The 23,101-nt window shown below is 66.7% G+C and carries 26 protein-coding genes; 7 read left to right on the top strand and 19 right to left on the bottom strand.

What is annotated here, in order from left to right; all coding sequences use genetic code 11:
• The first annotated feature begins 65 nt into the window (after positions 1-65).
• Complete coding sequence (locus ABID97_RS07365; protein ID WP_354397874.1) at positions 66-470, top strand: response regulator; 405 nt, start codon at positions 66-68, stop codon at positions 468-470.
• A gap of 64 nt (positions 471-534) precedes the next feature.
• Here ABID97_RS07365 and ABID97_RS07360 read toward each other — a convergent pair whose 3' ends face one another.
• A complete protein-coding gene (locus ABID97_RS07360) occupies positions 535-1,167 on the bottom strand; it encodes a response regulator (RefSeq protein ID WP_007837167.1) in 633 nt (210 codons plus the stop codon).
• A gap of 131 nt (positions 1,168-1,298) precedes the next feature.
• Between ABID97_RS07360 and ABID97_RS07355 the strand changes: the two genes are divergently transcribed.
• The 6 genes from ABID97_RS07355 (at position 1,299) to ABID97_RS07330 (ending at position 4,848) form a co-directional block, all read left to right on the top strand.
• Positions 1,299-2,618: a CHASE3 domain-containing protein gene (locus ABID97_RS07355; RefSeq protein WP_354397873.1), complete on the top strand. Its 1,320-nt coding sequence runs from the start codon at positions 1,299-1,301 to the stop codon at positions 2,616-2,618.
• 179 nt (positions 2,619-2,797) lie between these two features.
• Positions 2,798-2,962, top strand: coding sequence for a DUF1328 domain-containing protein (locus ABID97_RS07350; protein ID WP_354397872.1), 165 nt, complete (start codon positions 2,798-2,800; stop codon positions 2,960-2,962).
• A gap of 54 nt (positions 2,963-3,016) precedes the next feature.
• The gene (locus tag ABID97_RS07345) at positions 3,017-3,394 is read left to right on the top strand and encodes a hypothetical protein (protein WP_354397871.1); all 378 of its coding nucleotides are present in this window, start codon (positions 3,017-3,019) and stop codon (positions 3,392-3,394) included.
• A gap of 38 nt (positions 3,395-3,432) precedes the next feature.
• On the top strand, positions 3,433-3,816 hold the full coding sequence (locus ABID97_RS07340) for a hypothetical protein (RefSeq protein WP_354397870.1): 384 nt from the start codon (positions 3,433-3,435) through the stop codon (positions 3,814-3,816).
• Positions 3,803-4,291: a hypothetical protein gene (locus ABID97_RS07335; protein ID WP_354397869.1), complete on the top strand. Its 489-nt coding sequence runs from the start codon at positions 3,803-3,805 to the stop codon at positions 4,289-4,291. The genes ABID97_RS07340 and ABID97_RS07335 overlap by 14 nt, the downstream gene beginning before the upstream one ends.
• Positions 4,288-4,848 (top strand): ferritin-like domain-containing protein, encoded by a 561-nt coding sequence (locus tag ABID97_RS07330; RefSeq protein WP_354397868.1) that lies wholly within the window; start codon positions 4,288-4,290, stop codon positions 4,846-4,848. The genes ABID97_RS07335 and ABID97_RS07330 overlap by 4 nt, the downstream gene beginning before the upstream one ends.
• A 76-nt stretch (positions 4,849-4,924) precedes the next feature.
• Here ABID97_RS07330 and ABID97_RS07325 read toward each other — a convergent pair whose 3' ends face one another.
• The 18 genes from ABID97_RS07325 to ABID97_RS07240 form a co-directional block, all read right to left on the bottom strand.
• Positions 4,925-5,440, bottom strand: a complete 516-nt coding sequence (locus ABID97_RS07325; protein WP_354397867.1) for a BON domain-containing protein — start codon at positions 5,438-5,440, stop codon at positions 4,925-4,927.
• 140 nt (positions 5,441-5,580) lie between these two features.
• A complete protein-coding gene (locus ABID97_RS07320) occupies positions 5,581-6,405 on the bottom strand; it encodes a DUF429 domain-containing protein (RefSeq protein WP_354397866.1) in 825 nt (274 codons plus the stop codon).
• 9 nt (positions 6,406-6,414) lie between these two features.
• Positions 6,415-7,296, bottom strand: a complete 882-nt coding sequence (locus ABID97_RS07315; RefSeq protein ID WP_354397865.1) for an EamA family transporter — start codon at positions 7,294-7,296, stop codon at positions 6,415-6,417.
• Between the two features lie 56 nt (positions 7,297-7,352).
• A complete protein-coding gene (locus ABID97_RS07310) occupies positions 7,353-7,775 on the bottom strand; it encodes a BLUF domain-containing protein (RefSeq protein WP_354397864.1) in 423 nt (140 codons plus the stop codon).
• Between the two features lie 2 nt (positions 7,776-7,777).
• Complete coding sequence (gene folE, locus ABID97_RS07305) at positions 7,778-8,509, bottom strand: GTP cyclohydrolase I (RefSeq protein ID WP_354397863.1); 732 nt, start codon at positions 8,507-8,509, stop codon at positions 7,778-7,780.
• Positions 8,510-8,581: 72 nt separating this feature from the next.
• On the bottom strand, positions 8,582-9,337 hold the full coding sequence (locus ABID97_RS07300) for an endonuclease/exonuclease/phosphatase family protein (RefSeq protein WP_354397862.1): 756 nt from the start codon (positions 9,335-9,337) through the stop codon (positions 8,582-8,584).
• Positions 9,334-9,807: a dihydroneopterin triphosphate diphosphatase gene (gene nudB, locus ABID97_RS07295; protein WP_354397861.1), complete on the bottom strand. Its 474-nt coding sequence runs from the start codon at positions 9,805-9,807 to the stop codon at positions 9,334-9,336. The genes ABID97_RS07300 and nudB overlap by 4 nt, the downstream gene beginning before the upstream one ends.
• 7 nt (positions 9,808-9,814) lie before the next feature.
• Positions 9,815-11,620, bottom strand: a complete 1,806-nt coding sequence (gene aspS, locus ABID97_RS07290; RefSeq protein ID WP_354397860.1) for an aspartate--tRNA ligase — start codon at positions 11,618-11,620, stop codon at positions 9,815-9,817.
• Between the two features lie 33 nt (positions 11,621-11,653).
• Positions 11,654-12,274: a DUF502 domain-containing protein gene (locus ABID97_RS07285; RefSeq protein WP_354397859.1), complete on the bottom strand. Its 621-nt coding sequence runs from the start codon at positions 12,272-12,274 to the stop codon at positions 11,654-11,656.
• 10 nt (positions 12,275-12,284) lie between these two features.
• Positions 12,285-12,626, bottom strand: a complete 342-nt coding sequence (locus ABID97_RS07280; protein WP_354397858.1) for an FmdB family zinc ribbon protein — start codon at positions 12,624-12,626, stop codon at positions 12,285-12,287.
• Between the two features lie 113 nt (positions 12,627-12,739).
• Positions 12,740-14,188 (bottom strand): high affinity choline transporter 1, encoded by a 1,449-nt coding sequence (locus ABID97_RS07275; RefSeq protein ID WP_354397857.1) that lies wholly within the window; start codon positions 14,186-14,188, stop codon positions 12,740-12,742.
• Positions 14,189-14,200: 12 nt separating this feature from the next.
• The gene (gene ubiB / locus ABID97_RS07270) at positions 14,201-15,766 is read right to left on the bottom strand and encodes a ubiquinone biosynthesis regulatory protein kinase UbiB (protein WP_354397856.1); all 1,566 of its coding nucleotides are present in this window, start codon (positions 15,764-15,766) and stop codon (positions 14,201-14,203) included.
• Positions 15,763-16,332 (bottom strand): ubiquinone biosynthesis accessory factor UbiJ, encoded by a 570-nt coding sequence (locus ABID97_RS07265; protein WP_354397855.1) that lies wholly within the window; start codon positions 16,330-16,332, stop codon positions 15,763-15,765. Before ABID97_RS07265 ends, ubiB begins: the two co-directional genes overlap by 4 nt.
• Before the next feature lie 48 nt (positions 16,333-16,380).
• Complete coding sequence (locus tag ABID97_RS07260) at positions 16,381-17,406, bottom strand: Tim44 domain-containing protein (protein ID WP_354397854.1); 1,026 nt, start codon at positions 17,404-17,406, stop codon at positions 16,381-16,383.
• Positions 17,407-17,440: 34 nt separating this feature from the next.
• The gene (gene ubiE, locus ABID97_RS07255) at positions 17,441-18,172 is read right to left on the bottom strand and encodes a bifunctional demethylmenaquinone methyltransferase/2-methoxy-6-polyprenyl-1,4-benzoquinol methylase UbiE (RefSeq protein ID WP_354397853.1); all 732 of its coding nucleotides are present in this window, start codon (positions 18,170-18,172) and stop codon (positions 17,441-17,443) included.
• Positions 18,173-18,327: 155 nt separating this feature from the next.
• Entirely contained in the window at positions 18,328-18,744 is a 417-nt protein-coding gene (locus tag ABID97_RS07250; protein ID WP_354397852.1) for a gamma-butyrobetaine hydroxylase family protein, read from the bottom strand.
• Positions 18,744-19,184, bottom strand: a complete 441-nt coding sequence (locus ABID97_RS07245) for an HIT family protein (protein ID WP_354397851.1) — start codon at positions 19,182-19,184, stop codon at positions 18,744-18,746. Before ABID97_RS07245 ends, ABID97_RS07250 begins: the two co-directional genes overlap by 1 nt.
• Positions 19,181-23,059 carry a DUF3683 domain-containing protein gene (locus tag ABID97_RS07240; RefSeq protein WP_354397850.1) on the bottom strand — a complete coding sequence of 1,293 codons (3,879 nt, stop codon included), beginning with the start codon at positions 23,057-23,059 and terminating at the stop codon, positions 19,181-19,183. The genes ABID97_RS07245 and ABID97_RS07240 overlap by 4 nt, the downstream gene beginning before the upstream one ends.
• Positions 23,060-23,101: the final 42 nt, after the last annotated feature.

Genomic DNA, 23,101 nt, shown 5'->3' with positions numbered 1-23,101 from the left:
TGCGCAGGCATACGCCAGCAGGCGTCCCGGGACGCCTGCCAACGTCTGAGGAAGCGCGGTTCGGCATGGATACCAGATTGCAGACCTATATCGTCGAAGACAACCCCACGATCCGTGAAAACCTCATTGGCACTCTGGAAGAACTCACCTGCACGACGGTCGTCGGCTTTGCCGAAACCGAGGCAAATGCGAGGCAATGGCTGCACGACCACAGCCAGGAGTGGGACCTCGCGGTGGTCGACCTCTTTCTCAAGCAGGGCAGCGGGCTGGGCGTGCTCCAGGCCTGCACCGCGCGCCGGTCCAACCAGAAGGTGGTGGTGCTCAGCAACTACGCGACGCCCGACATCCGGCGGCGCTGCGCGGAGTTTGGCGTGGACGCGGTGTTCGACAAGTCGAACGAGATCGACGCGCTGGTCGATTTCTGCATCCTCGAATCCGTGGCTCACCGCCCCTCCGCGGGCGCTGACTGAAGCAGCAGCAAACAAAAAAGCGGCCGCAAGGGGCCGCTTCTTCGTGGGAGCCGGGCTGTTCTTCTCAATCGATCAGCTTGTTCTTCAGCGCGTAGTAGGTGAGGTCGCTGTTCGAGGACAGGTTCATCTTCTCCATCAGGCGCGTGCGGTAGGTGCTCACGGTCTTGACGGACAGCGACAGCGTCTTGGCGATGTCGCCCGCGGTCTCGCCCTTGGCAAGCTTCAGGAACACCTGGAACTCCCGTTCCGAGAGTTGTTCGTGCGGTGCAGCATCGTCCTTGCGGTCGAGCTGGCGCGCAAGCAGTTCCGCCACGGCGGGCGTGATGTAGCGGCGGCCCAGCGAGATGGTGCGGATCGCATTGACGATCTCGATCGGATCGCATTCCTTGTTGAGGTATCCGCTCGCGCCCTGCCGGATGAGATTCATCGCGTAGTGCTCTTCGGGATAGCCGCTCAGGATCAGGATGCCCACGTCCGGCGCCTTGGCGCGGATCATGGCGAGGGCGTCGATGCCGCTCTGGCCGGGCATGGAGAGATCCATCACCAGCACGTCGAGTTCGGTGGTGCGCACCAGTTCGATGGCTTCACGGCCGCTGGCGGCTTCGCCGGCCACGCGCAAGTCGACGTGTTCGGAGAAAAACTGCCTGAGGCCGGACCTCACGATGGCGTGGTCGTCCACAATTCCAATTTTGATCATCTGTTACTTTCTTCGTTGTGTCGCGTCCGTGGAAGCCGCAACATGCCGGTCCCCTGTTTGTTATCGATTATTCACGAACTTGTGTTGAAAGCACCTTCGAAAGTTTCATGCACTGGCTAGCTCCTCCAAAAATGGCCGTGAGCCTCCTGCTCGCGGCGCTGGCTGCACTGGCACTCGTCGGCATCAACGAGGCCGGCTACCGGCAGTCGAGCCGCGCCCTGGCGAACATCGGCGAGGCACAGAAGGTTCGCGCCACGCTCAACCTCATCCTGCAGAACATGCTCGATGCCGAAACAGGCCAGAGAGGCTATCTCCTGACCGGCGAAACCAGCTACCGGCAACCCTACGACATGGCCGTGAAGCAGGTCGACGGGCATCTGGCCACGCTGCGTCAACTTTACGCCGAACGGCCGGTCGAGCGTACCCAGCTGGCGGAGCTTTCCAAGCACGTGCTGCGCAAGATCGCCGAAATGGACATGAGCGTGCGGCTGCGGCAGGACGGCAAGGAAGATGCCTGGAAGTTCGTCATCACGACGGACGTGGGACGCGAGGAAATGGACGCCATCCGCAAGAGCGCCCTGGACCTGGTGGCCGTCAGCAACAAGACCCTGTCCGACAGCCAGGTGCAGGTGATGAAGTCGCTGCAGCTGGCACGCATCGGTACCGCGATCGTGGCGCTGGCTGCTTTCATCGCGTTTTTTCTCTACCTGCGGCAGACGCATGCGCTGCGCTCGATCGGGGAGCGGCAGCAGGAAACGCTGCAGCGCGAGCGCAACGCGCTCGAAGACGAGGTGCGCGAACGCACCGCCTCGCTGGCCGAGCTGGCCACGCACCTGCAGGACGTGCGCGAAACCGAGCGCGGCTATCTTGCGCGGGAGCTGCACGACGAGCTCGGCTCGCTGCTCACCGCGGCCAAGCTGGACGTGGCCCGCCTCAAGTCGAGGCTGCTCGATGCGCCCGACGCGACCCAGCGCCTGCAGCATCTGACCGAGCTGCTCAACAGCGGCATCGCGCTGAAGCGCCGCATCATCGAAGACCTGCGCCCTTCGTCGCTTTCGAACCTCGGCCTGGTCGCGTCGCTCGAGATTCTCGGGCGCGAATTCGCCGAGCGCTCGGGCATCCAGGTGCAGATGGCACTCGAACCCGTCACCATGGACGAGTCGCGCCAGCTCACGATCTACCGCATGGTGCAGGAGAGCCTTACCAACATCGGCAAGTACGCCGAGGCCACCGAAGCGACGATCGTGCTGAAGAACTACGAGAACCATGTGATCGTGGAAGTCGCCGACAACGGCAAGGGCTTCGATCCGCAGCGCACGCATCCGTCGAGCCACGGCCTGGCCGGCATGCTCCACCGCGTCGAAGCTGCCCGCGGCAGGCTCACGATCTCCTCGACCCCTGGACGGGGCACGCGGTTGAGCGCGATGCTGCCGACCCTGAAGGTGCTCTGACGCGGCAGTGCGGGCCGTGGCCGTTCGATCGGCGCCGAGGAACTCGGCCGTCTCCTACGCACCCCGCGCCCGGTTGCTGACAGGGCCCCGCCAGGGGGGCACTTAAGGTTGGACCCAAGCCGTTCATCTCCATTTGGACGGGCCACCTCAACCACGAGCGAAGCCTCGAAGGAGTCCACATGTTGCATTACGCAGTGGTGTTTCTGGTCATTGCCCTCATTGCCGCCGTCTTCGGTTTCGGCGGCATCGCAGCCAGTGCCGTAGGAATCGCCAAGATCCTTTTCGTGATCTTCGCCGTGCTCGCCATCGCCAGCTTCCTGGCCGGCTTGCTCAGGCGCAAGTAGCGTCGTTACGATCCACAGGCTCCCGAACTTCATCTTCCCGGAAAGGAAATTTTCATGAACACGACGACCAAGACTCCCTCGCAACTTGCCGACGAGGCGCGCCAGACTGCCACCGAGGCCGTCGAATCGACCCGTGCCTACGCACAGAACGCGGTGAATGCGGCCGGCGAGAAGGTCCGCGAACTGCGCCGCGATGCGGAACCCGCCGTCGAGCAACTCGCAGCCCGCGTGCAGCAGGCCGTGCAGCGCGGCCTCGATGCCGCCTCCACCACCAGCGCCCGTGCCCAGCGCCGCCTCGAGCAGGCAGCCGACGTGACCGGCCGCTACATCTCCGACCAGCCCGTGCGCTCCGTGCTGATCGCCGCTGCCGCCGGCGCCGCGATCACCGCGCTCATCGTGCTGGCCAGCCGCAACCGCCGGGACGACTACTGATCCGCTGCTGAAGCTCCGTTCCACCGATACCGCGCACCATGCTTCATCCGATCTTTTCCACGGTGCTCGGGCATCCGGAACTCATTGCCGAACATGCGGCGAACTACGCGGCCCTGGTCAGGCAAGAGGCCTCCGAGGCCGGCCGCGGCATCGTCACGCGCATCGTGGCCGGTGTGCTCGCGGCAGCCAGCGCCATGCTGGCGCTCGGGCTCATCGGCGTTGCGGTGCTCGTGGGGGTGCTTCACGGCAGCTTCCACTGGGTGCTGGTGGCCGTCCCCGGCGCGGCGCTGGTGATCGCCGGAATCTGCGCCTGGCTGGCCGCTCGCCCGTTCCCGGCCTACGGCTTCGACGACCTGCGCGAGCAGGTCCACGCCGACCTGACGGCATTGCACGAAGCAGGAGCGCGCCATGAACGACGCTGAGCACAATTCCCTCACGCCGAAGGAGCGGCTCGCCATTTCGCGCCGGGCCCTGGTGCGAGAGCTCAACGGCGAGGACGAGGCGGACGCCCGTTCGGACGCCAGGCTCGCCGCGGCGCAGCAGGAGCTGGACGGGTTGCAGGGCTTCGAGGACAGCCTGGCCTATCGCCCCTCGTCCGGCGGAAGCCGGCGCTGGATATCGATGGCGCGCAGCATGACCGAGCGCTGGTGGCGCCGCCATCCGGCGCACGCCATGGGCCAGCTCGCGCGGCCGGTGCTCGAACACTATGCCCGCAAGGAACCGGCCAAGCTCATGGCCATTGCCGCGGCCACGGGTGCGGCGCTGGTGCTGCTCAAGCCCTGGCGCCTGCTGTCCTTCACGGCGGTGCTGGCGGCTGTGCTCAAGACATCCGACGTGGCGGACGTCGTCAACACGTTGATGCAGAAAAACACAAGCCCACGAAAGGATCCTTCATGAATGCCCAAGTTTCCACGGCCACGAACCCGGCCGGACACGAGCGCCTGGTGCTCGACGAGAAAGCCATCGGCGAGGCCGCCAAGAGCCTCGACGAGGGCGCCGTCACACCGAGCTACGGTCCCTGGCGGGACGACGTCGTGAAGCTGCTCAACGACGCGCTCGCCACCGAACTGGTGTGCGTGCTGCGCTACAAGCGCCACTATTTCACCGCCAATGGCGTGTCGTCGCCTGCGATCGCCGAAGAGTTCCTGGTGCATGCCAACGAAGAGTCGGCCCATGCCGACCGCATCGCGGAGCGCATCGTGCAATTGGGCGGCGAGCCCGACTTCGCACCCTCGCACCTTCTCGAGCGCAGCCACGCGAGCTACGACGAATCCACCGACCTGCAGGCCATGGTCCGCGCCAACCTCGTGGCCGAGCGCATCGCCGTGGAAACCTATCGCCAGATGATCAACCTGATCGGCGACAAGGACCCGACCACGCGGCGCATGCTCGAAGACATCCTTGCCGACGAGGAAGAGCATGCCGACGAACTGAAGGACTGGCTCACCCACTGATGCGTCCAGCCCGCCCGTCACGCAGAAAAAAGCCCGGACCGTCCGGGCTTTTTTCTGCAGGAAGCGAAGCTGGCGCTCAGCCCTTCACCTCGAGCTGGTTGTTCACCGAGCTCACACCCTGGACGCCCTTGGCGATCTCTTCGGCTCGCGCCTTGGCGGCGGCACTGGGGGCGGGGCCCTTGAGGCTCACGACGCCGCCCTTGGTATCGACGTCGATCTTGATCGCGCTCAGGTCCGGGTCCTTGGCGAGGCCCGCCGATACGGACGAGGTGATCGACGCGTCGTCCGCGCTCGCGCTCATGGCGTTGCCGGCGTTCTTTGCAGCGTCCTTGAGGTTGGACATTCCTTCCTTCACTTCGGCCGTGGCGCCCGAAGCATCGATCCTGGCCTTGGCGTCCTTGACGGCCTCGCCGGTCTTGGCGGCGGCGGTGTCGGCCGCCTTCTCGGTTTTTGCGATCGCGCTGTCGAGCTTCTGGCCCGCGGTGCGGTTGTCGGCGTTGTCGCAACCGGCCAGCGCCAGTGCGGCGCCGGCCATCAGCACGGCAAGCCAGGTGCGGGAGAAGGGGAAGCTGTGTTGACGAATCTTGTTCATTGGAAATCCTCCAGTCGCTCGCAGGGAGCGGGGAATAGGCATGGCCAACGCCACGTTGAGGCCGTCCCTACTCTAGCTTTGGGGTGGGTAGACGGGGTATGGCGCGCCGCCCGAAATCCTGTAGGACGGAGGGGCGGCGCTCAGGCCGTGACGATCCAGCCTTCGAGCGGATCGATCGATTCCGGCAGGCCGTAGCCCGGTCCGGGTGTGGACGCGCGCTGTGCGCTCCAGGCCGCCTGCACGAGGCAAAGCACCGCATCGATGTGGTCGCCGCGGGCATCGCCCAGCAGTTCGCTGCGCTGCGCCGCGGTGAGCGCGAGCCGCAGGCCCAGCCGCGAGGTGCCCGCCTCGAGCGCGGCGAGCAGGTCGCTCCGGGCCGCGAGCCGCTCGGCCGTCTGCCTGGCCGCGTCATCGCTCTTGTAGCTGCGGCGCCCGATCAGCTCGCGCGCCAGCAGCCCCGGGTAGGCCTCCAGCGCCACGCGGTTCGGGTTGCACCCGGCGTGCAGGCCCGGCAGGCTCGCGCCCGCGGCCAGGAGCGGCGGCACCCCCGCGTGGAGCATGAAGGCAACGGGCGGGTTGACCCACTTCATCGACGTGCTCGAACCGGCCGGTCCGTCGGTCGCCCGGTGCGCGAACTTGCCGCCGACCGGGCGGGCGGCGCAGAACGCGGCAAAGGTGGCGCGGATTTCTGCGCGGCCAAGGCCTGCGTAGTGGGCCATGAGCGCGTTCCATTGCGTCGGCCAGCCCAGATGCGCCACCAGCTCGCGCGGAAGACCGAACGGAAAGTCGAAGCCGCCGATCCACTCGGGCTCGGTGCGCAGCCACACGGCCCAGTCATCGATCGTCGTGAAGCGCTGCAGCCCGGCCAGCGCGAGCGTGCCCTCCCCGCTGTCGGTGCCGCTCGCGACGACGATCGGCTTGCGCGGCGTGGGAGCGCACGAAAAATCGCAGCCGAAAAGCAGCATCGTGCCTTCCTACCCCAGCGCGAGCGCGACCACGCCAGCCGCAATGAAGGCGGCGCCGAGCAGGCGCAGCAGGCGGTCGCCTTCGCGCAGCAGGTGGCCGCCGATCAGCGCCGCAAAGAGCATCGAGACCTCGCGCGCGGGTGCGACGTGCGAAATGGGCGCCTGCTGCACCGCATAGAGCACCAGCACGTAAGAGACCGGGCTGATCGCCGCCACCAGCAGCGCGTACTTCCACTGCGCGCGCCACATGCGCGCCGTGGTGGCGCGGTCGTGCAGCGCCGCGGGCAGCAAGAGGCCCACGCGCACGAAGTTGCTGAAGTAGTCGAGCAGGATCGGCGACATCGCGAGGAACTTGACCGCATAGCTGTCGGCCACGGTGTAGGCCGCAATGAAGGCGCCCGTCAGCACGCCGTAGCGAATGCCCTTCTCCACCCGCGCGCGCTGCACGGGATCGTGCTTCTTGCGCCACAGGCCCGGTCCGCCGGCGACCAGGAACACGCCGAGCACGACGCCCGCGATGCCCGCCACGCCAATGAGGCTGATGCGCTCGCCAAGGAAGAGGATCGCCACCAGCGACGACAGCAGCGGCCCCGAACCGCGGGCCAGCGGATAGACCACGGTGAGGTCCGACTTGCGGTAGCCGCGCAGCAGGATGACGTAGTAGAAGACGTGCAGCACGCCGCTCAGCGCAACGAAGCCCCACTCCGTGAGGCCCCACCCCGGCACCACGCGCCAGCCCAGGGCAATGCCCACGGGCGCCCACACGACGGCCATGAACACGCCGCTCTGGAAGGCGAAGCGCGCATCGCCGTTCGCCTTCTTCGCGGCGATGTTCCAGCTGGCGTGGATGATCCCGGCCAGCAGGATCAGTCCGAAGGCGGAGAGTGGCACCTCGGCTCAGGCGAGGCAGGAAGAAAGCCAAGTGCCGGCCGCGAGCGCCACGCTCTTCAGTGGCGGCCGACGATGGCGGCTGTGGCCATCAGTTCTTCGAGCAGCGCCAGTGAGACCTTGCCCGACACCGCGTACGGGTTGAGTTCGGGCTTCTCCGAATACTTGAGCAGGGTCGAGGCGTTGAGCTTGGAGAGATTGACCTGGCCCATGGTCCAGCCGCCGAAGCGGCGCTCGGAAATCTCTTCGTAGTGCAGCAGCACCACGTCCTTGTGGCGCGCATCGCGCTGGATGTGGCCATACAGCTCGCTGATGGCCGTGCGCCCGCCTTCGATGGCTTGCAGGAAGGTGCCGGCACCGTAGCAAAGAATGCCGGTGATGCCGCAGGCGGTGTTGTGCGTGCGCGATTGCGCGAGGATGTCTTCGATGGCCGCGGGGCTGTTGTCGACGGCCCGGCTGGCATAGAGGAGTCGAACGAGCATGTTCAGCTCTTTCTGGGCAAGAGGGAAAGGAATTCGCGGCGCAGGCTCGGGTCCTTGAGGAACACGCCGCGCATCACGGAGTTGATCATCTTGCTGTCCATTTCCTTCACACCGCGCCACGCCATGCAGAAATGCTCGGCTTCCATCACCAGCGCCAGGCCGTCGGGCTGCGTCTTTTCCTGGATCAGGTCGGCCAGCTGCACCACGGCTTCTTCCTGGATCTGCGGACGGCCCATGACCCATTCGGCGAGGCGCGCGTACTTCGACAGGCCGATCACGTTGGTGTGCTCGTTCGGCATGATGCCGATCCACAGCTTGCCGATGATGGGGCAGAAATGGTGCGAGCAGGCGCTGCGCACGGTGATCGGGCCGACGATCATCAGCTCGTTCAGGTGCTCGGCGTTGGGAAACTCGGTGAGCGACGGCGGCGCCACGTAGCGGCCCCTGAACACTTCGTTGAGGTACATCTTGGCGACGCGGCGCGCGGTATTGCCGGTGTTGTGATCGTTCTCGAGATCGATCACCAGGCTCTCGAGCACGCCCTTCATCTTGACTTCGACTTCGTCGAGCAAGGACTCGAGCTCGCCGGGCTCGATGAACTCGGCGATGTTGTCGTTGGCGTTGAAGCGCTTGCGCGCCGCGGTCAGGCGCTCGCGGATCTTCACCGAGACGGGCGTGCCCTCGTCGTCGTTGTTGCCATCAGGGCGCGGTGGCACGTCGGTTTTCCTCAGCATCCGCGCATGGTATCAGCGAACGCATTCACGCCGCCGGGGCGGGAGAAGGCCCGCCGCCCCCACCCCGCGGCCTCAGGCCGGGAGCGCGAAATCGGCGACCAGCGGCAGGTGGTCGGACATGCGTGCCCAGATCGGCCCGCGCGGCACCGAGCAGGCCGCTGGCGCCAGCTGCCGCGCGTAGATGAAATCGAGCTGCGCCACCGGCAGGCGCGAGGGATAGGTGAGCGTCGGCGGGCCGCGCAGGTCACTGGTGTCGCGCAGGCCCATGGCGTTCATGGCGTGGCGCATGCGCGCACCCCAGTCGTTGAAGTCGCCCGCCACGACCACCGCCTCGCCCGCCGGCACTTCGCGCTCGATGAACTCGCGCAGCCGCGCCACCTGCCGCACGCGGCTGCCCTTGATGAGCCCCAGGTGCACCACGATGGCGTGCACCGGACGGCCCTCCACCTCGATCACGGCGTGCAGCAGGCCACGCTGTTCGAAGCGATGGTCCGAAATGTCCTGGTGGCCGGTGCGGATCACCGGCCAGCGCGTGAGCAGCGCATTGCCATGCTCTCCATGGCGCGTGACGGCGTTGGTTTCGTAGACCGCGGTGTAGCCCTCGGGCGCGAGAAAATCGGCCTGCGGCATCTCGGGCCAGCGCGCGAAGCGCGCCTGGGCCTGCCGGTTCATCTTGCGCACCTCTTGCAGGCAGACGATGTCGGCGTCGAGCTGCTCGATGGCATGCCCGAGGTTATGGATCTCGAGCCGCCGGGCAGGCCCGATGCCCTGCACACCCTTGTGGATGTTGTAGGTCGCGACCCGGAGCGTGTGTGCCGGCAGGTTCATCGGGCAAATTCTGGCAGCAACAGGATGGCTTCGGCATTCGATGGGGAAAAACACGCATCGGCGGCCTCGCGATAGGGCAGCCATTTCCAGGCGGTGTGCTCGCGGGGGTGGAGCGCGGGCACCACGCGTTCGGGCACGCAAAGCCCGAACAGGTGCTCGGTGTTGTGCGTGATGCCGGGTTCGTAGCGCGCGCGCCAGCCCGGATATATTTCATAGACGTTGCGCAGCTGCCAGTCGACCAGCCTGCTTGCCAGTGCGCTGCCCTGCCCGCACTGGATGCCGGTTTCCTCGGCCACTTCGCGGGCCGCGGTGAGGGCGAGCGGCTCGTCGGCCGCGTCCTTGCTGCCGGTGACCGACTGCCAGAACTCGTCGGCATCGGCGCGCCGGATCAGCAGCACCTCGAGCGCCGGCGTGTGGATGACGACCAGCACCGACTCCGGAATCTTCCAGGGCCGGGCGATGGTCGTCATGGGCGCATCAGGCGGGTTGCTGGACGTTGCGGAGGCGGATATGCAGCTCGCGCAGCTGCTTCTCGTCGACCGGGCTCGGCGCCTGCGTCAGCAGGTCTTGCGCGCGTTGGGTCTTGGGGAAGGCGATGACGTCGCGGATCGATTCGGCGCCGGTCATGAGCATGACGAGGCGGTCCAGCCCGATGGCGATGCCGCCGTGCGGCGGCGCGCCGTACTGCAGCGCGTCCAGCAGGAAGCCGAACTTGAGCTGCGCGTCCTCGGCGTTGATCTTGAGTGCGCGGAACACCTTGCTCTGCACTTCCTCCCGGTGGATACGCACCGAGCCGCCGCCCATCTCGATGCCGTTCAGCACCATGTCGTAGGCCTTGGCAATGCACTTCTCGGGCGCGGTGTCCATGAGGTCTTCATGGCCGTCCTTCGGTGCGGTGAACGGATGGTGCACGGCCGACCAGCGCTGGCCTTCCTCGTCGAACTCGAACATCGGGAAATCGACCACCCACAGCGGCGCCCAGCGGTCCTCGAACAGGCCGCTCTTCTTGCCGAAGGCGCTGTGGCCGATCTTCACGCGCAGCGCGCCGATGGCATCGTTGACGACCTTTTCCTTGTCGGCACCGAAGAACAGGATGTCGCCGTTGCGGGCGCCGGTCCGGGCGATGATCTCGGCCAGCGAGGCGTCGTCGAGGTTCTTGACGATCGGGCTCTGCAGGCCTTCGCGGCCGGCGGCTGCGTCGTTGACCTTGATGTAGGCCAGGCCCTTGGCGCCGTAGATCTTGACGAACTCCTGGTAGGCGTCGATCTCGCCGCGCGAGAGGCCGCCTTCGGCACCGCCGCCCGGCACACGCAGCGCGACCACGCGGCCGCCCTGCATGGTGGCTGCGTTCGAGAACACCTTGAAATCCACGCGCTTCATCAGTTCGGTGAGTTCGGTGAACTCGAGCTTCACGCGCAGGTCGGGCTTGTCGGAGCCGTACTTGAACATCGCGTCGGCGTAGCTCATGGTCGGGAACACCGGCAGGTCGATGCCCGCGGCATTGCGGAACACGGTGCGGATCATGCCCTCGAACATCTCGCGGATTTCTTCTTCGGCGAGGAACGAGGTCTCGATGTCGATCTGCGTGAATTCGGGCTGGCGGTCGGCGCGCAGGTCTTCGTCGCGGAAGCACTTCACGATCTGGTAGTAGCGGTCGTAGCCGGCCACCATCAGCAGCTGCTTGAAGAGCTGGGGCGACTGCGGCAGTGCGAAGAAGCTGCCGTCGTGCACGCGGCTGGGCACGAGGTAGTCGCGCGCGCCCTCGGGCGTGGACTTGCCGAGCATCGGCGTCTCGATGTCGATGAAGCCATTGGCGTCGAGGAACTTGCGCGTCTCCATCGTCACCTTGTAGCGCAGCATCATGTTGCGCTGCATGACGGGGCGGCGCAGGTCGAGCACGCGGTGCGTGAGGCGGGTGGTTTCCGACAGGTTGTCGTCGTCCAGGAGGAACGGCGGCGTGACCGAGGGATTGAGCACCTTGAGCTCGTGGCAGAGCACTTCGATCTTGCCGCTCTTGAGCTGGTCGTTGGTCGTGCCTTCGGGGCGCGAGCGCACCAGGCCGGTGATCTGCACGCAGAACTCGTTGCGCAGGTTCTCGGCCACCGCGAAGGTGGCGGCCCGGTCGGGATCGCACACCACCTGCACGTAGCCTTCGCGGTCGCGCACGTCGACGAAGATCACGCCGCCGTGGTCGCGGCGGCGGTTGACCCAGCCGCACAGGGTGACGGTTTGGCCCATCAGGGCTTCGGTCACAAGACCGCAATAGTGAGTACGCATGGCCATATCTTGAATTCCAGCGCCGCGAAGGCGCGTTTCCTACTTGTTCGCGATGGACGAGGGGCCGCCGGGAACGACCACCCCCATCGAGACGATGTACTTGAGCGCTTCGTCCACGCTCATCTTGAGTTCGATGCAGTCGCTGCGCTTGAGCATCACGAAATAGCCGCCCGTGGGATTGGGCGTGGTCGGCACGTAGACGCTGAGGTAGTCGCCGCCGCCCAGGTGCTCGACCACGTCGCTACCCGGCGCGCCGGTCACGAAGGCGATGGTCCAGACGCCCTCGCGCGGCCATTGCACCAGCACGGCCGTTCGAAAGGCGTTGCCGTTCTCGGAAAACAGCGTGTCGGAAACCTGCTTGACGCTCGAGTAGATGGAGCGCACGACCGGGATGCGCCGCACCACCGCGTCGCCCCAGCCGAGCAGGCGCTTGCCCACGAAATTGCTCGCGATGGCGCCCACGCCCAGCAGGATGGCCAGCGTGAGCAGCACGCCGAGCCCGCGCACGTTGTTGTCGTACAGCCATTTCTGCCAGACCGAAGGCAGCACCCAGAGCGTCTGGTCCAGCGTGTCGATGATCCACTTCAGCACCGCCAGGGTGATGAACAGCGGAACGATCACCAGCAAGCCGGAGAACAGCCATTTGCGCAGGGCGAGCATGTGCGTGGTCTCAGGCGCCCTTGGCGGGGGCCGGGGCTGGCGCAGGGCTGGGCGCGGGGGCCGGTGCGGGGCTGGAGGCTTCCGCGGGCTTGGCAGCGGGGGCCGGCGCGGCGGCGTCGCCGTTGCTTGCCGCGGGGGCCGCTGTTGCAGGCTCGGCCTTCTTGCCGCTGCCTTCGCGGAAATCGGTCACGTACCAGCCGGAACCCTTGAGCTGGAAACCGGCGGCGGTGACCTGCTTCTCGAACGCACTCGCGCCGCACGCCGGGCACACCGTGAGCGGCGCATCGGACATTTTTTGCAGGGCGTCCTTGGCAAAGCCGCAGGCGCTGCACTTGTAGGCGTAAATGGGCATTGGAATTGAGAGGAAAAGCGGCGCGGACCGGGCAAGACGCTGGGCAAAAACCCGGCGAAGGCCGCTCGCAAAGCCCTCGATTATAAGGGCCGCCCCGCCAACAGCGCGCGCCCTCAGGCGGCTTCGGTGGCCAGCAGCCGGTGCGGCGTGCGGGTGTTGGCCACCCATTGCGGCGCCAGCGATCCGGCCACCATCCCGGTAAAGGACGCCAGCACGCCGGCCAGCTGGGCCGGGAACGCCGCACCCCAGGGCATCGCGAGGAACAGCAGCCAGGCGCCGATGCCCAGCAGGATCGAGGCGATGGCGCCCTGGGTGGTGGCGCGGCGCCAGTAGAGGCCGCACACCAGCGGCACGAAGGCCCCCACCAGCGGCACCTGGTAGGCGCCCGACACCAGTTCGTAGATGGGCGTGCCCTGCATGCGGATGGCATAGGCCAGCACGGCCGCGCTGAAGACCAGCACCGTGATGCGCATGGTCATGAGGTTCTGGCGGTCGGTTCCCGCGGGGCGGAACTGGCGCCAGATGTTCTCGGTGAACGTGACGCTGGGCGCCAGCAGGGTGGCCGAGGCGGTCGACTTGATGGCCGACAGCAGCGCGCCGAAGAACAGCACCTGCATCACGAACGGCATCTTCTCGAGCACCAGCGTGGGCAGCACCTTCTGTGGATCGTCCTTGAGCAGCGCGGCAGTCTGCTCCGGCATGATCAGGAGCGCGCTCGCCACCAGGAACATCGGCACGGAAGCAAAGAGGATGTATGCGATGCCGCCGATCACGGGACCCCGGGTCGCGGCCTTGGTGCTGTTGGCCGACATGACGCGCTGGAACACGTCCTGCTGCGGAATGGAGCCCAGCATCATCGTGATGGCCGCGGCAAAGAAGAACACCATGTCGTGCCAGTTGGGCTCGGGCCAGAACTTGAAAAGATCCTTGCTGACGGCAAAGGCCACCACCTTGTCGGCACCGCCGGCCATGTTGCCCGCGAACACCGCGATGATGGCCAGCCCCGCGACCAGGATGATCATCTGGATGAAGTCGGTCACCGCCACCGACCACATGCCGCCGAACAGCGTGTACGCCAGGATCGAGACCACCCCGATCACCATGCCCACCGGAATGCTGATGGCGCCGGCCGACAGCACGTTGAACACCAGCCCGAGCGCCGTGACCTGCGCAGAGACCCAGCCCAGGTAGCTCAGCATGATGATGAGCGAACAGGCCACCTCCACCGTCCGGCCATAGCGCTCGCGGTAGTAGTCGCTGATGGTCAAAAGCGTCATGCGGTAGAGCTTGCCCGCGAAGAACAGGCCCACCAGGATCAGGCAGGTGCCCGCGCCGAAGGGGTCTTCGATCACGCCGTTCAGGCCGCCCTCGATGAACTTGGCCGGGATGCCGAGCACCGTCTCGGAACCGAACCAGGTCGCGAAGGTGGTGGTCACGATCATGAAGAGCGGCAGGTGCCGGCCCGCAATGGCGAAGTCGGTGGTGTTCTTCACCCGCTTGGCGGCGTACAGGCCGATCGCGATGGTGACCAGCAGATAAACGACAACCAGCGTCAACAGCACGGGGACTCTCCTCTAGAACAACTTCACGCGCACCAGCACCTGCATGGCGAGCAAGCCCAATACAAAACCCAAGCCTCCGTAGACGATGGCCTGCAGCAGCCGGTTGGTGCGCTTTTGCGCGGCCAGCAGTTCCAGCAGCTCGCGGCGGTTGTCGGCGGGCCGATTCTCAAGGAAATCGTGCAGCAGGCGCGGCAATTGCGGAAGCAATTTTGCGTAGCGCGGCGCCTCTGCCTTGAGCTGCTCGAACAGCTTCCTCGGGCCGATCTGGTCGACCATCCACTTCTCGAGAAACGGCTTGGCCGTGTGCCAGAGATCGAGCTCGGGGTCGAGCTGGCGGCCCAGTCCCTCGATGTTGAGCAGGGTCTTCTGCAGCAGCACCAGCTGCGGCTGGATCTCGACGTGGAAGCGGCGCGAGGTCTGGAACAGGCGCATCAGCACCATGCCGAGCGAGATTTCGCGCAGCGGCCGGTCGAAGTACGGCTCGCAGACGGTGCGGATCGCCGCCTCCAGCTCATCGATGCGGGTGCCTTCGGGCACCCAGCCGCTTTCGAGGTGGAGCTCGGCCACGCGCTTGTAGTCGCGCCGGAAAAAGGCCACGAAGTTCTGCGCCAGGTATTCCTTGTCCGACTCGGTGAGCGTGCCGATGATCCCGAAGTCGAGCGAGATGTAGCGCCCGAAAGTCGCGGGCTCCAGGCTCACCTGGATGTTGCCCGGGTGCATGTCGGCATGGAAGAAGCCGTCGCGGAACACCTGCGTGAAGAAGATCGTGACCCCGTCGCGCGCCAGCTTCGGAATGTCGACCCCGGCCGCGCGCAGGCGGTCGAGCTGGGCAATGGGCACGCCGTTCATGCGCTCCATCACGATCACCTCGGGGTGGCAGAAGTCCCAGAACATCTCGGGAATCAGCACCAGTTCGAGCGAAGCCATGTTGCGGCGCAGCTGGGCCGCGTTGGCCGCCTCGCGCACCAGGTCGAGCTCGTCGTGCAGGTACTTGTCGAACTCGCCGACCACTTCGCGCGGCTTCAGGCGCTTGCCGTCGGCCGAGAGGCTCTCGACCCAGCCGGCCATCATGGCCATGAGCGCGAGGTCTTTCTCGATCACGCCGCGCATGTTGGGACGCAGCACCTTGACCGCGACCTCGCGCACTTCGCCCTCGTTGGTGCGGATGGTCGCAAAGTGCACCTGCGCGATGGACGCGCTGGCGATCGGTGTCTCGTCGAACTGCACGAACACGTCGCCCACAGGGCGGCGGAAAGCCCGTTCGATGGTCGCAATGGCCACCGCCGAGGGGAATGGCGGCACCCGGTCCTGCAGGAACGCGAGTTCGTCGGCGATGTCGGGCGGCAGCAGGTCGCGCCGGGTCGACAGCACCTGGCCGAACTTGACGAAGATCGGGCCCAGCCGCTCGAGCGCCTCGCGCAGGCGCTGGCCGCGCGGCGCATCGAGGTTGCGGCCGATGGAGACGACCCGCGCCACCACGCGCAGCCAGGGCTTCTGGAAGCTCGTGAGCACCAGCTCGTCCAGGCCGTAGCGCAGCGCGACCCAGACGATGAACAGCCCGCGGTAGAAGCGCCTCATTCGGGCGTGCTCGCCGGGCCGGCCGCCGGACCGCCGGCCTGGGGCTTGCGATCGCCGACGAACTGGCGCAATGCCCCCACGGCGCGGCGCGCGCCATTGGCAACGGTGTGTGCCGGCACGTCGCCGATCAGGCGGGCGAGGTCGTCCTCGACATCCCAGCGCACGTGGTCCACCAGCCAGTTGACCTCGGCCGCGAGCTGCACGTCGCCGATGATCTGCACCGATGGCTTGCCGCCGCGCAGGGTGTTGCGGGCTAGCTCGAAGGGGGATTCGTCGGTGACGGTGAGCGTGAGCTCGGGCACCGATCCGGCAGGCGCCAGGTCGAGCAGGCCCGCGGGCGTGGCGACCAGTTCCATGGTCACGAAGCGCCACTGGAAGCGGACCACGCGGCCCTGCTGCCGGAGCAGGCGCTGCTGGGCTTCGGGTTCCTGCTGCAGCACATGGTTCAGGAACAGCACCGCCCGGTGCTGGATCTCGTGCACCGCCCAGGCGGGCGGCTGCAGACGTTCGCCGATGCGATTGAACAGATCGTCGAGAAAAGAAAATGGGGACGATGGTGTGGCCATGTCCCCATTATCGGTTCTGCGGGCGGCCATCCGGCCGCCGGAATGCGCTTACTGCAGCGCCTGCACGCCGGCCACCAGCCAGCCGCTGTTGCCGCTCGTCGGCTTGGTCATGTTCCAGACTTCGCGGAACGGGCCCGGGCCGGCCGAAGCGTCTTCGCGGATCATGCCGGAGAACTCCACGCTCGCCATGTAGACGTCGGCCAGTTCCTCGATGCCGAGCAGCTTGGCATCGAGCATCACGACTTCGGTCTTGTTCGAGGCGCCGCCGGTGTGGCTGGCGCGATCGGCCAGCTGGGCACGGATCTCGTCGACCATGCCGTCGGTCATCATCGAACGCAGGGTGCTGACGTCGGCGCGGTCCCAGGCGTCCTGCAGCGTCACGAAATTGCGCTTGGCCGCGGCCAGGAAGCCGTCCACGTCGAAGCCGACCGGGATGCCCCAGGACTGCGAACCCGACAGCGCCGAGCCGATCATGCTGCCGCCGGCCGCGGCGCCCGCTGCGGAAAGGCTGCTGCCGTGCCGCTCGTCGGCGGGTGCCGGCGTGGCCTCGAAGGCGCTGGCATTGCGCTCCCAGGGACGGGCCGATGCGTCATTGCCGACGTTGTTCGGGCTGTACTGCGCCGGAGAGCTGGCATTGGCGGGGTTGCCCGCGCCTTCGAAGGCGAAGCCGCCCGGACGGTTGGCACCCGACGACGCCGCCGACCGCGCCTTGAACAGGCGCCAGGCGAACAGTGCGGCCATCACCAGCAGACCGATCAGCAGGATGTTGGCAAAGCCAGCGCCAAGGCCGAGCGAATTCGCGAGCCAGGCGAGGCCGAGGCCCGCGGCCAGGCCGCCGAGCATGGCGCCCCACGGGCGCTTCGGTGCCGCGGCGGCAGGCGCCGGCGTGGCCGGCCGGGGCGCTGCGTTGGTCGCGCTTTGCTGCGTGGGCGCGGTGGGCGATGCGGATTCGCGCTGCGTCACGTTGGACGACTGGCGGCCGACCGATTTGCCGCCGCCGATGCGCGCTGCATCGGCCTGCACGCTGACCAGGGCCAGCACGCATGCCAGGAACAAAGAACTCAAACTTTTCATGTCGTCTCCTCTTTAGAGCGAAGAATTCGCGTCATCAACACTTGATTCCAACATGAAGGGCAACCACGCCACCCGTCATGTTGTGATAGTCCACATGCCCGAAACCGCCCTCTTTCATGAGGGTCTTGAGCTCGTCCTGCGCGGGGTGCATCCGGATGGATTCGGCCAGGTAGCGGTAGCTCGCGTCATCGCCCGCCACCAGCTTGCCCAGCCGCGGCAGGACGTTGAACGAATACCAGTCGTAGGCCTTGGCAAGCGGCTTGGCGACCTTCGAGAACTCGAGCACCAGGAGCTTGCCGCGCGGCTTGAGAACGCGGTTCATCTCCTTCAGGGCAAGGTCCTTGTGCGTCATGTTGCGCAGGCCGAACGCCACGGTCACCACGTCGAAGTGGTCGCTGGGGAACGGCAGTTTTTCTGCGTCGCACACCAGCGTGGGCAGCGCCACGCCGGCATCGAGCAGGCGGTCGCGGCCGGTGCGCAGCATGGCTTCGTTGATGTCGGTGTGCACCACCTGGCCGCTGGCGCCGACCTTCTTCGAGAAGGCCAGTGCGAGGTCGCCGGTGCCGCCTGCGATGTCGAGCACGCGCGAGCCTTCGCCCACGTTGGCCACCATCACGGTGTAGCTCTTCCAGGCGCGGTGCAGCCCCATCGACATCAGGTCGTTCATGAGGTCGTAGCGCGTGGCGACGGAATCGAAGACGCCGCGGACACGTTGCGCTTTCTCGCTTTCGTCGACCTTTTCGAAGCCGAAGTGGGTGGTGCTCATGTGCCCGATATTAGGGCGGAAGCACACACCTCAAGAACGCAACCCTCCAAAGACGGCGGGCATTCGTTGCTTTTTCTTCGAATAGCGGGGCGCCAGGAGGCGCGCCGTGCCTTGGCCCGAGGCTATATTTTCAGGAGCGGAGGCTGTCGGCGCCGTCAGTGGCTGCCGCAGGCGCCACCGCCGCCCTTCTCGATCATCGGCGCATCGCGGTCGGCCCCCGCGGCGGCGAGCCGGCGTTCGTACTCGGCCCAGCGCTCGGCCTGCCTCGCGCCCAGGTCGTACAGCAGGTCCCACGAGAAGATGCCGGTGTCGTGCCCATCGCTGAAGACCGGCTGCACGGCGTAGTTGCCCACGGGCTTGAGGTCGACCAGTTCGACTTCGCGCTTGCCGGTCTGCAGGATCTCCTGCCCCGGGCCATGGCCCTGGACCTCGGCGGACGGCGAGTAGATGCGCATCAGCTCGAAAGGAATGCGGAAGGTGGCGCCGTCGGAAAAACCGACCTCGAGCACGCGCGACTGGCCATGCACGGTGATCGATTGCGGCGTCGGTGCGCCGGCTTGCAAACCTGCCATCAGAAGCTCCTTGTGCCCAGTCGGCCCATCATCTCACGCTCCAGTCCAGGCAGGCGCGCGGCCACGGCGGCCACCTGCACGGCATTCGCCTGGCGCTGCACCGGAGCCCAGACGGAGCCCGGAAAATGGGTGTCGCCGGCAAAGCGCGCGATCACGTGCCAGTGCAGGTGCGGCACCATGTTGCCCAGCGCCGCCAGGTTGATCTTGTCCGGCGACAGGTGCTCGCGCAGGCACTGCTCGACGACCGTCACCGCTTCCATGCACAGCACGCGGTCGGCCGCATCGAGGTCCGAGAATTCGGCCGCGTGTGCGCGCCAGATGACGCGGTAGAAGGCCGGGAAGCCCGCCTCTTCCGCATGGACGACGCGGAGCTTCGCGCCTTCGAACACGACGCGGCCGCCGGGGCCTTCGCAGAAGGGGCAGCCTTGTTGACTGGTCATACCAGCACCCGCTCGATGCCGCCGTTGTTGGCGGCAGCCACGTATTCCGGCATCCAGTCCTTGCCGAGGATCTTGTTGGCCATCTCGACCACGATGTAGTCGGCTTCGAGCAGGCCGTTGTCCAGGTCGTTGCCGTAGCGCGAAAGGCCCTGCAGGCAGCTCGGGCAGCTGGTCAGGATCTTCACGTTGTCCTTCTCGCCGACCTGGCCGCTCTCGCGCAATGCGGCCTCGCCCTTCTTCAGCTCTTCTTCCTTGCGGAAGCGGATCTGGGTGGAGATGTCGGGCCGCGACACGCCCAGCGTGCCCGATTCGCCGCAGCAGCGGTCGTTCTTCAGCACGTTATCGCCGACCAGCGCCTTCACCGTCTTCATCGGGTCCTGCAGCTTCATGGGGCTGTGGCAGGGGTCGTGGTAGAGGTAGCCGCCGCCGCTTGCACCCGCGAGCGTGATGCCCTTCTCGAGCAGGTACTCGTGGATGTCGATGATGCGGCAGCCCGGAAAGATCTTGTCGAACTGGTAGCCCTGCAGCTGGTCGTAGCAGGTGCCGCAGCTCACCACCACGGTCTTGATGTCCAGGTAGTTGAGCGTGTTGGCGACGCGGTGGAAGAGCACGCGGTTGTCCGTGATCATCTTCTCGGCCTTGTCGAACTGGCCGCTGCCGCGCTGCGGATAGCCGCAGCACAGATAACCCGGCGGCAGCACCGTCTGCACGCCCGCGTGCCAGAGCATGGCCTGCGTGGCGAGCCCCACCTGCGAGAACAGCCGCTCCGAGCCGCAGCCCGGAAAGTAGAACACCGCCTCGGTTTCCGGCGTGGTGCCCTTCGGGTCGCGGATGATCGGCACGTAGTCGGCATCCTCGATGTCGAGCAGTGCGCGCGCCGTCTTCTTCGGCAGGTTGCCCGGCATCTTCTTGTTGATGAAGTGGATCACCTGCTCCTTGATCGGTGCCGGGCCCAGCGTGGCCGGCGGCGCGGCGGTCTGCTTCCTTGCGAGCCCGCGCAGCAGGTCGTTGGCCAGGCGCTGCGCCTTGAAGCCGATGCCCACCATGCCCGCGCGCACCGCCTTGATGGTCTGCGGGTTGGTCGCGTTGAGGAAGAACATCGCGGCCGCGTTGCCGGGGCGGAAGCTCTTCTGCCCCATCTTGCGCAGCAGGTTGCGCATGTTCATCGACACGTCGCCGAAGTCGATCTTCACCGGGCACGGCGTGAGGCACTTGTGGCACACGGTGCAGTGGTCGGCCACGTCCTCGAACTCTTCCCAGTGCTTGATGCTGATGCCCCGCCGCGTCTGCTCTTCGTAGAGAAAGGCCTCCACCAGCAGCGAGGTGGCGAGGATCTTGTTGCGCGGGCTGTACAGCAGGTTGGCGCGCGGCACATGGGTGGCGCACACCGGCTTGCACTTGCCGCAGCGCAGGCAGTCCTTCACGCTGTCGGCAATGGCGCCGATGTCGCTCTGCTGCATGATCAGCGACTCGTGGCCCATGAGGCCGAAGCTCGGCGTGTAGGCGTTGGTCAGGTCGGCGTGCAGCAGGGCGGCTTCGCCCGCGGGCGCACGCAGCAGCTTGCCCTTGTTGAAGCGGCCTTCGGGGTCGACGCGCTGCTTGTAGTCCATGAAGGGCTTGAGCTCTTCGTCGCTGAGGAACTCGAGCTTGGTGATGCCGATGCCGTGCTCGCCCGAGATCACGCCGTCGAGGCTGCGCGCCAAGGCCATGATGCGCACCACCGCGGCGTGCGCGGTCTGCAGCATGTCGTAGTTGTCGCTGTTGACCGGGATGTTGGTGTGCACGTTGCCGTCGCCCGCATGCATGTGCAGCGCCACCCACACGCGGCCCTTGAGCACGCGCTTGTGGATGGCCACGCATTCGTCCACGATGGGCGCGAACTCGGCGCCGCTGAAGATCTCCTGCAGCGGCTGGCGCAGCTGGGTCTTCCAGCTGGCGCGCAGGGTGTGGTCCTGCAGCTGCGGAAACAGCGTGTCCACGTCGCGCAGCCATTCGGCCCAGAGCCCACGCACGCCCTGCACCAGCGCCACGGCCTGCGCCACGCGGTCTTCGAGCATCTCGGCCGCCGGGATCTCGTGCGCATCGTCGCTCTTGCCGAGCGGCAGGTTGCCGCGCAGCAGGAAGGCCTCGAGCGCATCGGTGAGCTCCAGCTTGTTCTGGAGCGAGAGCTCGATGTTGATGCGCTCGATGCCGTCGCTGTATTCGGCCATGCGCGGCAGCGGAATCACCACGTCTTCGTTGATCTTGAAGGCGTTGGTGTGCTTGCTGATGGCCGCCGTGCGCTTGCGGTCGAGCCAGAATTTCTTGCGCGCCTCGGGGCTGATGGCAATGAAGCCTTCGCCGCTGCGCGAGTTGGCGATGCGCACCACTTCGGAGGTGACGCGCGCCACGGCGTCGGCATCGTCGCCCGCGATGTCGCCGAACAGCACCATCTTGGGCAGGCCGCCGTGCTTCTTCGACTTGGTGGCGTAGCCCACCGCCTTCAGGTAGCGGTCGTCCAGGTGTTCGAGCCCCGCCAGCAGCACGCCGGAGCGCTTCTGCTCGGCGAACATGAAGTCCTTGATCTCGACGATGCTCGGCACCGCATCCTTGGCATTGCCGAAGAACTCCAGGCAGACGGTGCGCGTGTGCGCCGGCATGCGGTGCACCACCCAGCGGCAGCTGGTGATGAGGCCGTCGCAGCCCTCTTTCTGGATACCGGGCAGGCCCGAGAGGAACTTGTCGGTCACGTCCTTGCCGAGGCCCTCCTTGCGGAAGGTGCGGCCTGGAATGTCGAGGCGCTCGGTGCGCAATCTCGTCTTGCCGTCGGCGGCGTAGTACTGCAGCTCGAAGACGGCGCTCTCGGCATCGTGGATCTTGCCCAGGTTGTGGCCGATGCGCGTGACCTCGAGCCATTCGGCCTGCGGCGTGACCATGCGCCACGAGGCCAGGTTGTCGAGCGCCGTGCCCCAGAGCACGGCTTTCTTGCCGCCCGCGTTCATCGCCACGTTGCCGCCGACGCAGGAGGCTTCGGCCGACGTCGGGTCGACCGCGAACACGAAGCCCGCGCGTTCGGCCGCATCGGCCACGCGCTGCGTGACCACGCCGGCTTCGGTCCAGATGGTCGGCACGGGGTTGTCGAGGCCCGCCAGCGAGACCATCTCGACCTCGGTCATGGCCTCGAGCTTCTCGGTGTTGATGACCACGCTCTTCCATGTGAGCGGAATCGCGCCGCCGGTGTAGCCGGTGCCGCCGCCGCGCGGAATGATGGTGAGTCCCAGCTCGATGCAGCCCTTGACCAGCAGCGCCATCTCGGCCTCGGTGTCGGGGCACAGCACCACGAAGGGGTATTCCACGCGCCAGTCGGTGGCGTCGGTCACGTGCGACACCCGCGAGAGGCCGTCGAACTTGATGTTGTCCTTGGCCGTCAGGCGGCCCAGCACGCGCGTGGCCTTGCGCCGCAGCGCGGCCACGTCGCGGAAAGCGGTATCGAAGGCGGCAACGGCCTGGCCGACGAGGGCGGTGAGTTCGCCCACCAGCTGGTCGCGCGGCAGGTCGCTGTCGGGGGTACGGCGCTTCTGCACCTCGGCCAGGCGGTGCCTGAGTGCATCGACCAACTGGCCGCGGCGGCGGGGGTTGTCGAGCAGGTCGTCGACGAGATAGGGGTTGCGCTGCACCACCCAGATGTCGCCGAGCACTTCGTACAGCATGCGCGCCGACCGGCCGGTGCGGCGCTCGGCGCGCAGCGTCTGGAGCAGTTCCCAGCCGCGCTCGCCCAAGAGGCGGATCACGATCTCGCGATCGGAGAAGCTGGTGTAGTTATAGGGGATCTCGCGCAGTCGTACAGGCTCTGCGGCCTGCGACAACAGCGTGGTCAACGCGGTCGGAGCATTCATCGGGGGTGGCACCTCGGCCGGGCGCTGCGCGCCCATAGCCGG

The sequence above is a fragment of the Variovorax sp. OAS795 genome (assembly GCF_040546685.1).
Taxonomy (GTDB): domain Bacteria; phylum Pseudomonadota; class Gammaproteobacteria; order Burkholderiales; family Burkholderiaceae_C; genus Variovorax.
This window is presented reverse-complemented; position numbering and strand designations above follow the sequence as displayed.

Excerpts from the sequence above, each read along its gene's own strand:
- ABID97_RS07300 (WP_354397862.1), bottom strand. The coding sequence starts at position 9,337 with ATGAACCTGCCGGCACACACGCTCCGGGTCGCGACCTACAACATCCAC.
- ABID97_RS07320 (WP_354397866.1), bottom strand. The coding sequence starts at position 6,405 with ATGCTGCTTTTCGGCTGCGATTTTTCGTGCGCTCCCACGCCGCGCAAG.
- ABID97_RS07250 (WP_354397852.1), bottom strand. The coding sequence starts at position 18,744 with ATGGCAGGTTTGCAAGCCGGCGCACCGACGCCGCAATCGATCACCGTG.
- ABID97_RS07285 (WP_354397859.1), bottom strand. The coding sequence starts at position 12,274 with ATGCTCGCCCTGCGCAAATGGCTGTTCTCCGGCTTGCTGGTGATCGTT.
- ABID97_RS07240 (WP_354397850.1), bottom strand. The coding sequence starts at position 23,059 with ATGAATGCTCCGACCGCGTTGACCACGCTGTTGTCGCAGGCCGCAGAG.
- ABID97_RS07345 (WP_354397871.1), top strand. The coding sequence starts at position 3,017 with ATGAACACGACGACCAAGACTCCCTCGCAACTTGCCGACGAGGCGCGC.
- aspS (WP_354397860.1), bottom strand. The coding sequence starts at position 11,620 with ATGGCCATGCGTACTCACTATTGCGGTCTTGTGACCGAAGCCCTGATG.
- folE (WP_354397863.1), bottom strand. The coding sequence starts at position 8,509 with ATGCTGAGGAAAACCGACGTGCCACCGCGCCCTGATGGCAACAACGAC.
- ABID97_RS07335 (WP_354397869.1), top strand. The coding sequence starts at position 3,803 with ATGAACGACGCTGAGCACAATTCCCTCACGCCGAAGGAGCGGCTCGCC.
- ABID97_RS07265 (WP_354397855.1), bottom strand. The coding sequence starts at position 16,332 with ATGGCCACACCATCGTCCCCATTTTCTTTTCTCGACGATCTGTTCAAT.
- nudB (WP_354397861.1), bottom strand. The coding sequence starts at position 9,807 with ATGACGACCATCGCCCGGCCCTGGAAGATTCCGGAGTCGGTGCTGGTC.
- ubiE (WP_354397853.1), bottom strand. The coding sequence starts at position 18,172 with ATGAGCACCACCCACTTCGGCTTCGAAAAGGTCGACGAAAGCGAGAAA.
- ABID97_RS07245 (WP_354397851.1), bottom strand. The coding sequence starts at position 19,184 with ATGACCAGTCAACAAGGCTGCCCCTTCTGCGAAGGCCCCGGCGGCCGC.
- ABID97_RS07330 (WP_354397868.1), top strand. The coding sequence starts at position 4,288 with ATGAATGCCCAAGTTTCCACGGCCACGAACCCGGCCGGACACGAGCGC.
- ABID97_RS07340 (WP_354397870.1), top strand. The coding sequence starts at position 3,433 with ATGCTTCATCCGATCTTTTCCACGGTGCTCGGGCATCCGGAACTCATT.
- ABID97_RS07365 (WP_354397874.1), top strand. The coding sequence starts at position 66 with ATGGATACCAGATTGCAGACCTATATCGTCGAAGACAACCCCACGATC.
- ABID97_RS07325 (WP_354397867.1), bottom strand. The coding sequence starts at position 5,440 with ATGAACAAGATTCGTCAACACAGCTTCCCCTTCTCCCGCACCTGGCTT.
- ABID97_RS07260 (WP_354397854.1), bottom strand. The coding sequence starts at position 17,406 with ATGAAAAGTTTGAGTTCTTTGTTCCTGGCATGCGTGCTGGCCCTGGTC.
- ABID97_RS07355 (WP_354397873.1), top strand. The coding sequence starts at position 1,299 with ATGGCCGTGAGCCTCCTGCTCGCGGCGCTGGCTGCACTGGCACTCGTC.
- ubiB (WP_354397856.1), bottom strand. The coding sequence starts at position 15,766 with ATGAGGCGCTTCTACCGCGGGCTGTTCATCGTCTGGGTCGCGCTGCGC.
- ABID97_RS07360 (WP_007837167.1), bottom strand. The coding sequence starts at position 1,167 with ATGATCAAAATTGGAATTGTGGACGACCACGCCATCGTGAGGTCCGGC.
- ABID97_RS07310 (WP_354397864.1), bottom strand. The coding sequence starts at position 7,775 with ATGCTCGTTCGACTCCTCTATGCCAGCCGGGCCGTCGACAACAGCCCC.
- ABID97_RS07280 (WP_354397858.1), bottom strand. The coding sequence starts at position 12,626 with ATGCCCATTTACGCCTACAAGTGCAGCGCCTGCGGCTTTGCCAAGGAC.
- ABID97_RS07350 (WP_354397872.1), top strand. The coding sequence starts at position 2,798 with ATGTTGCATTACGCAGTGGTGTTTCTGGTCATTGCCCTCATTGCCGCC.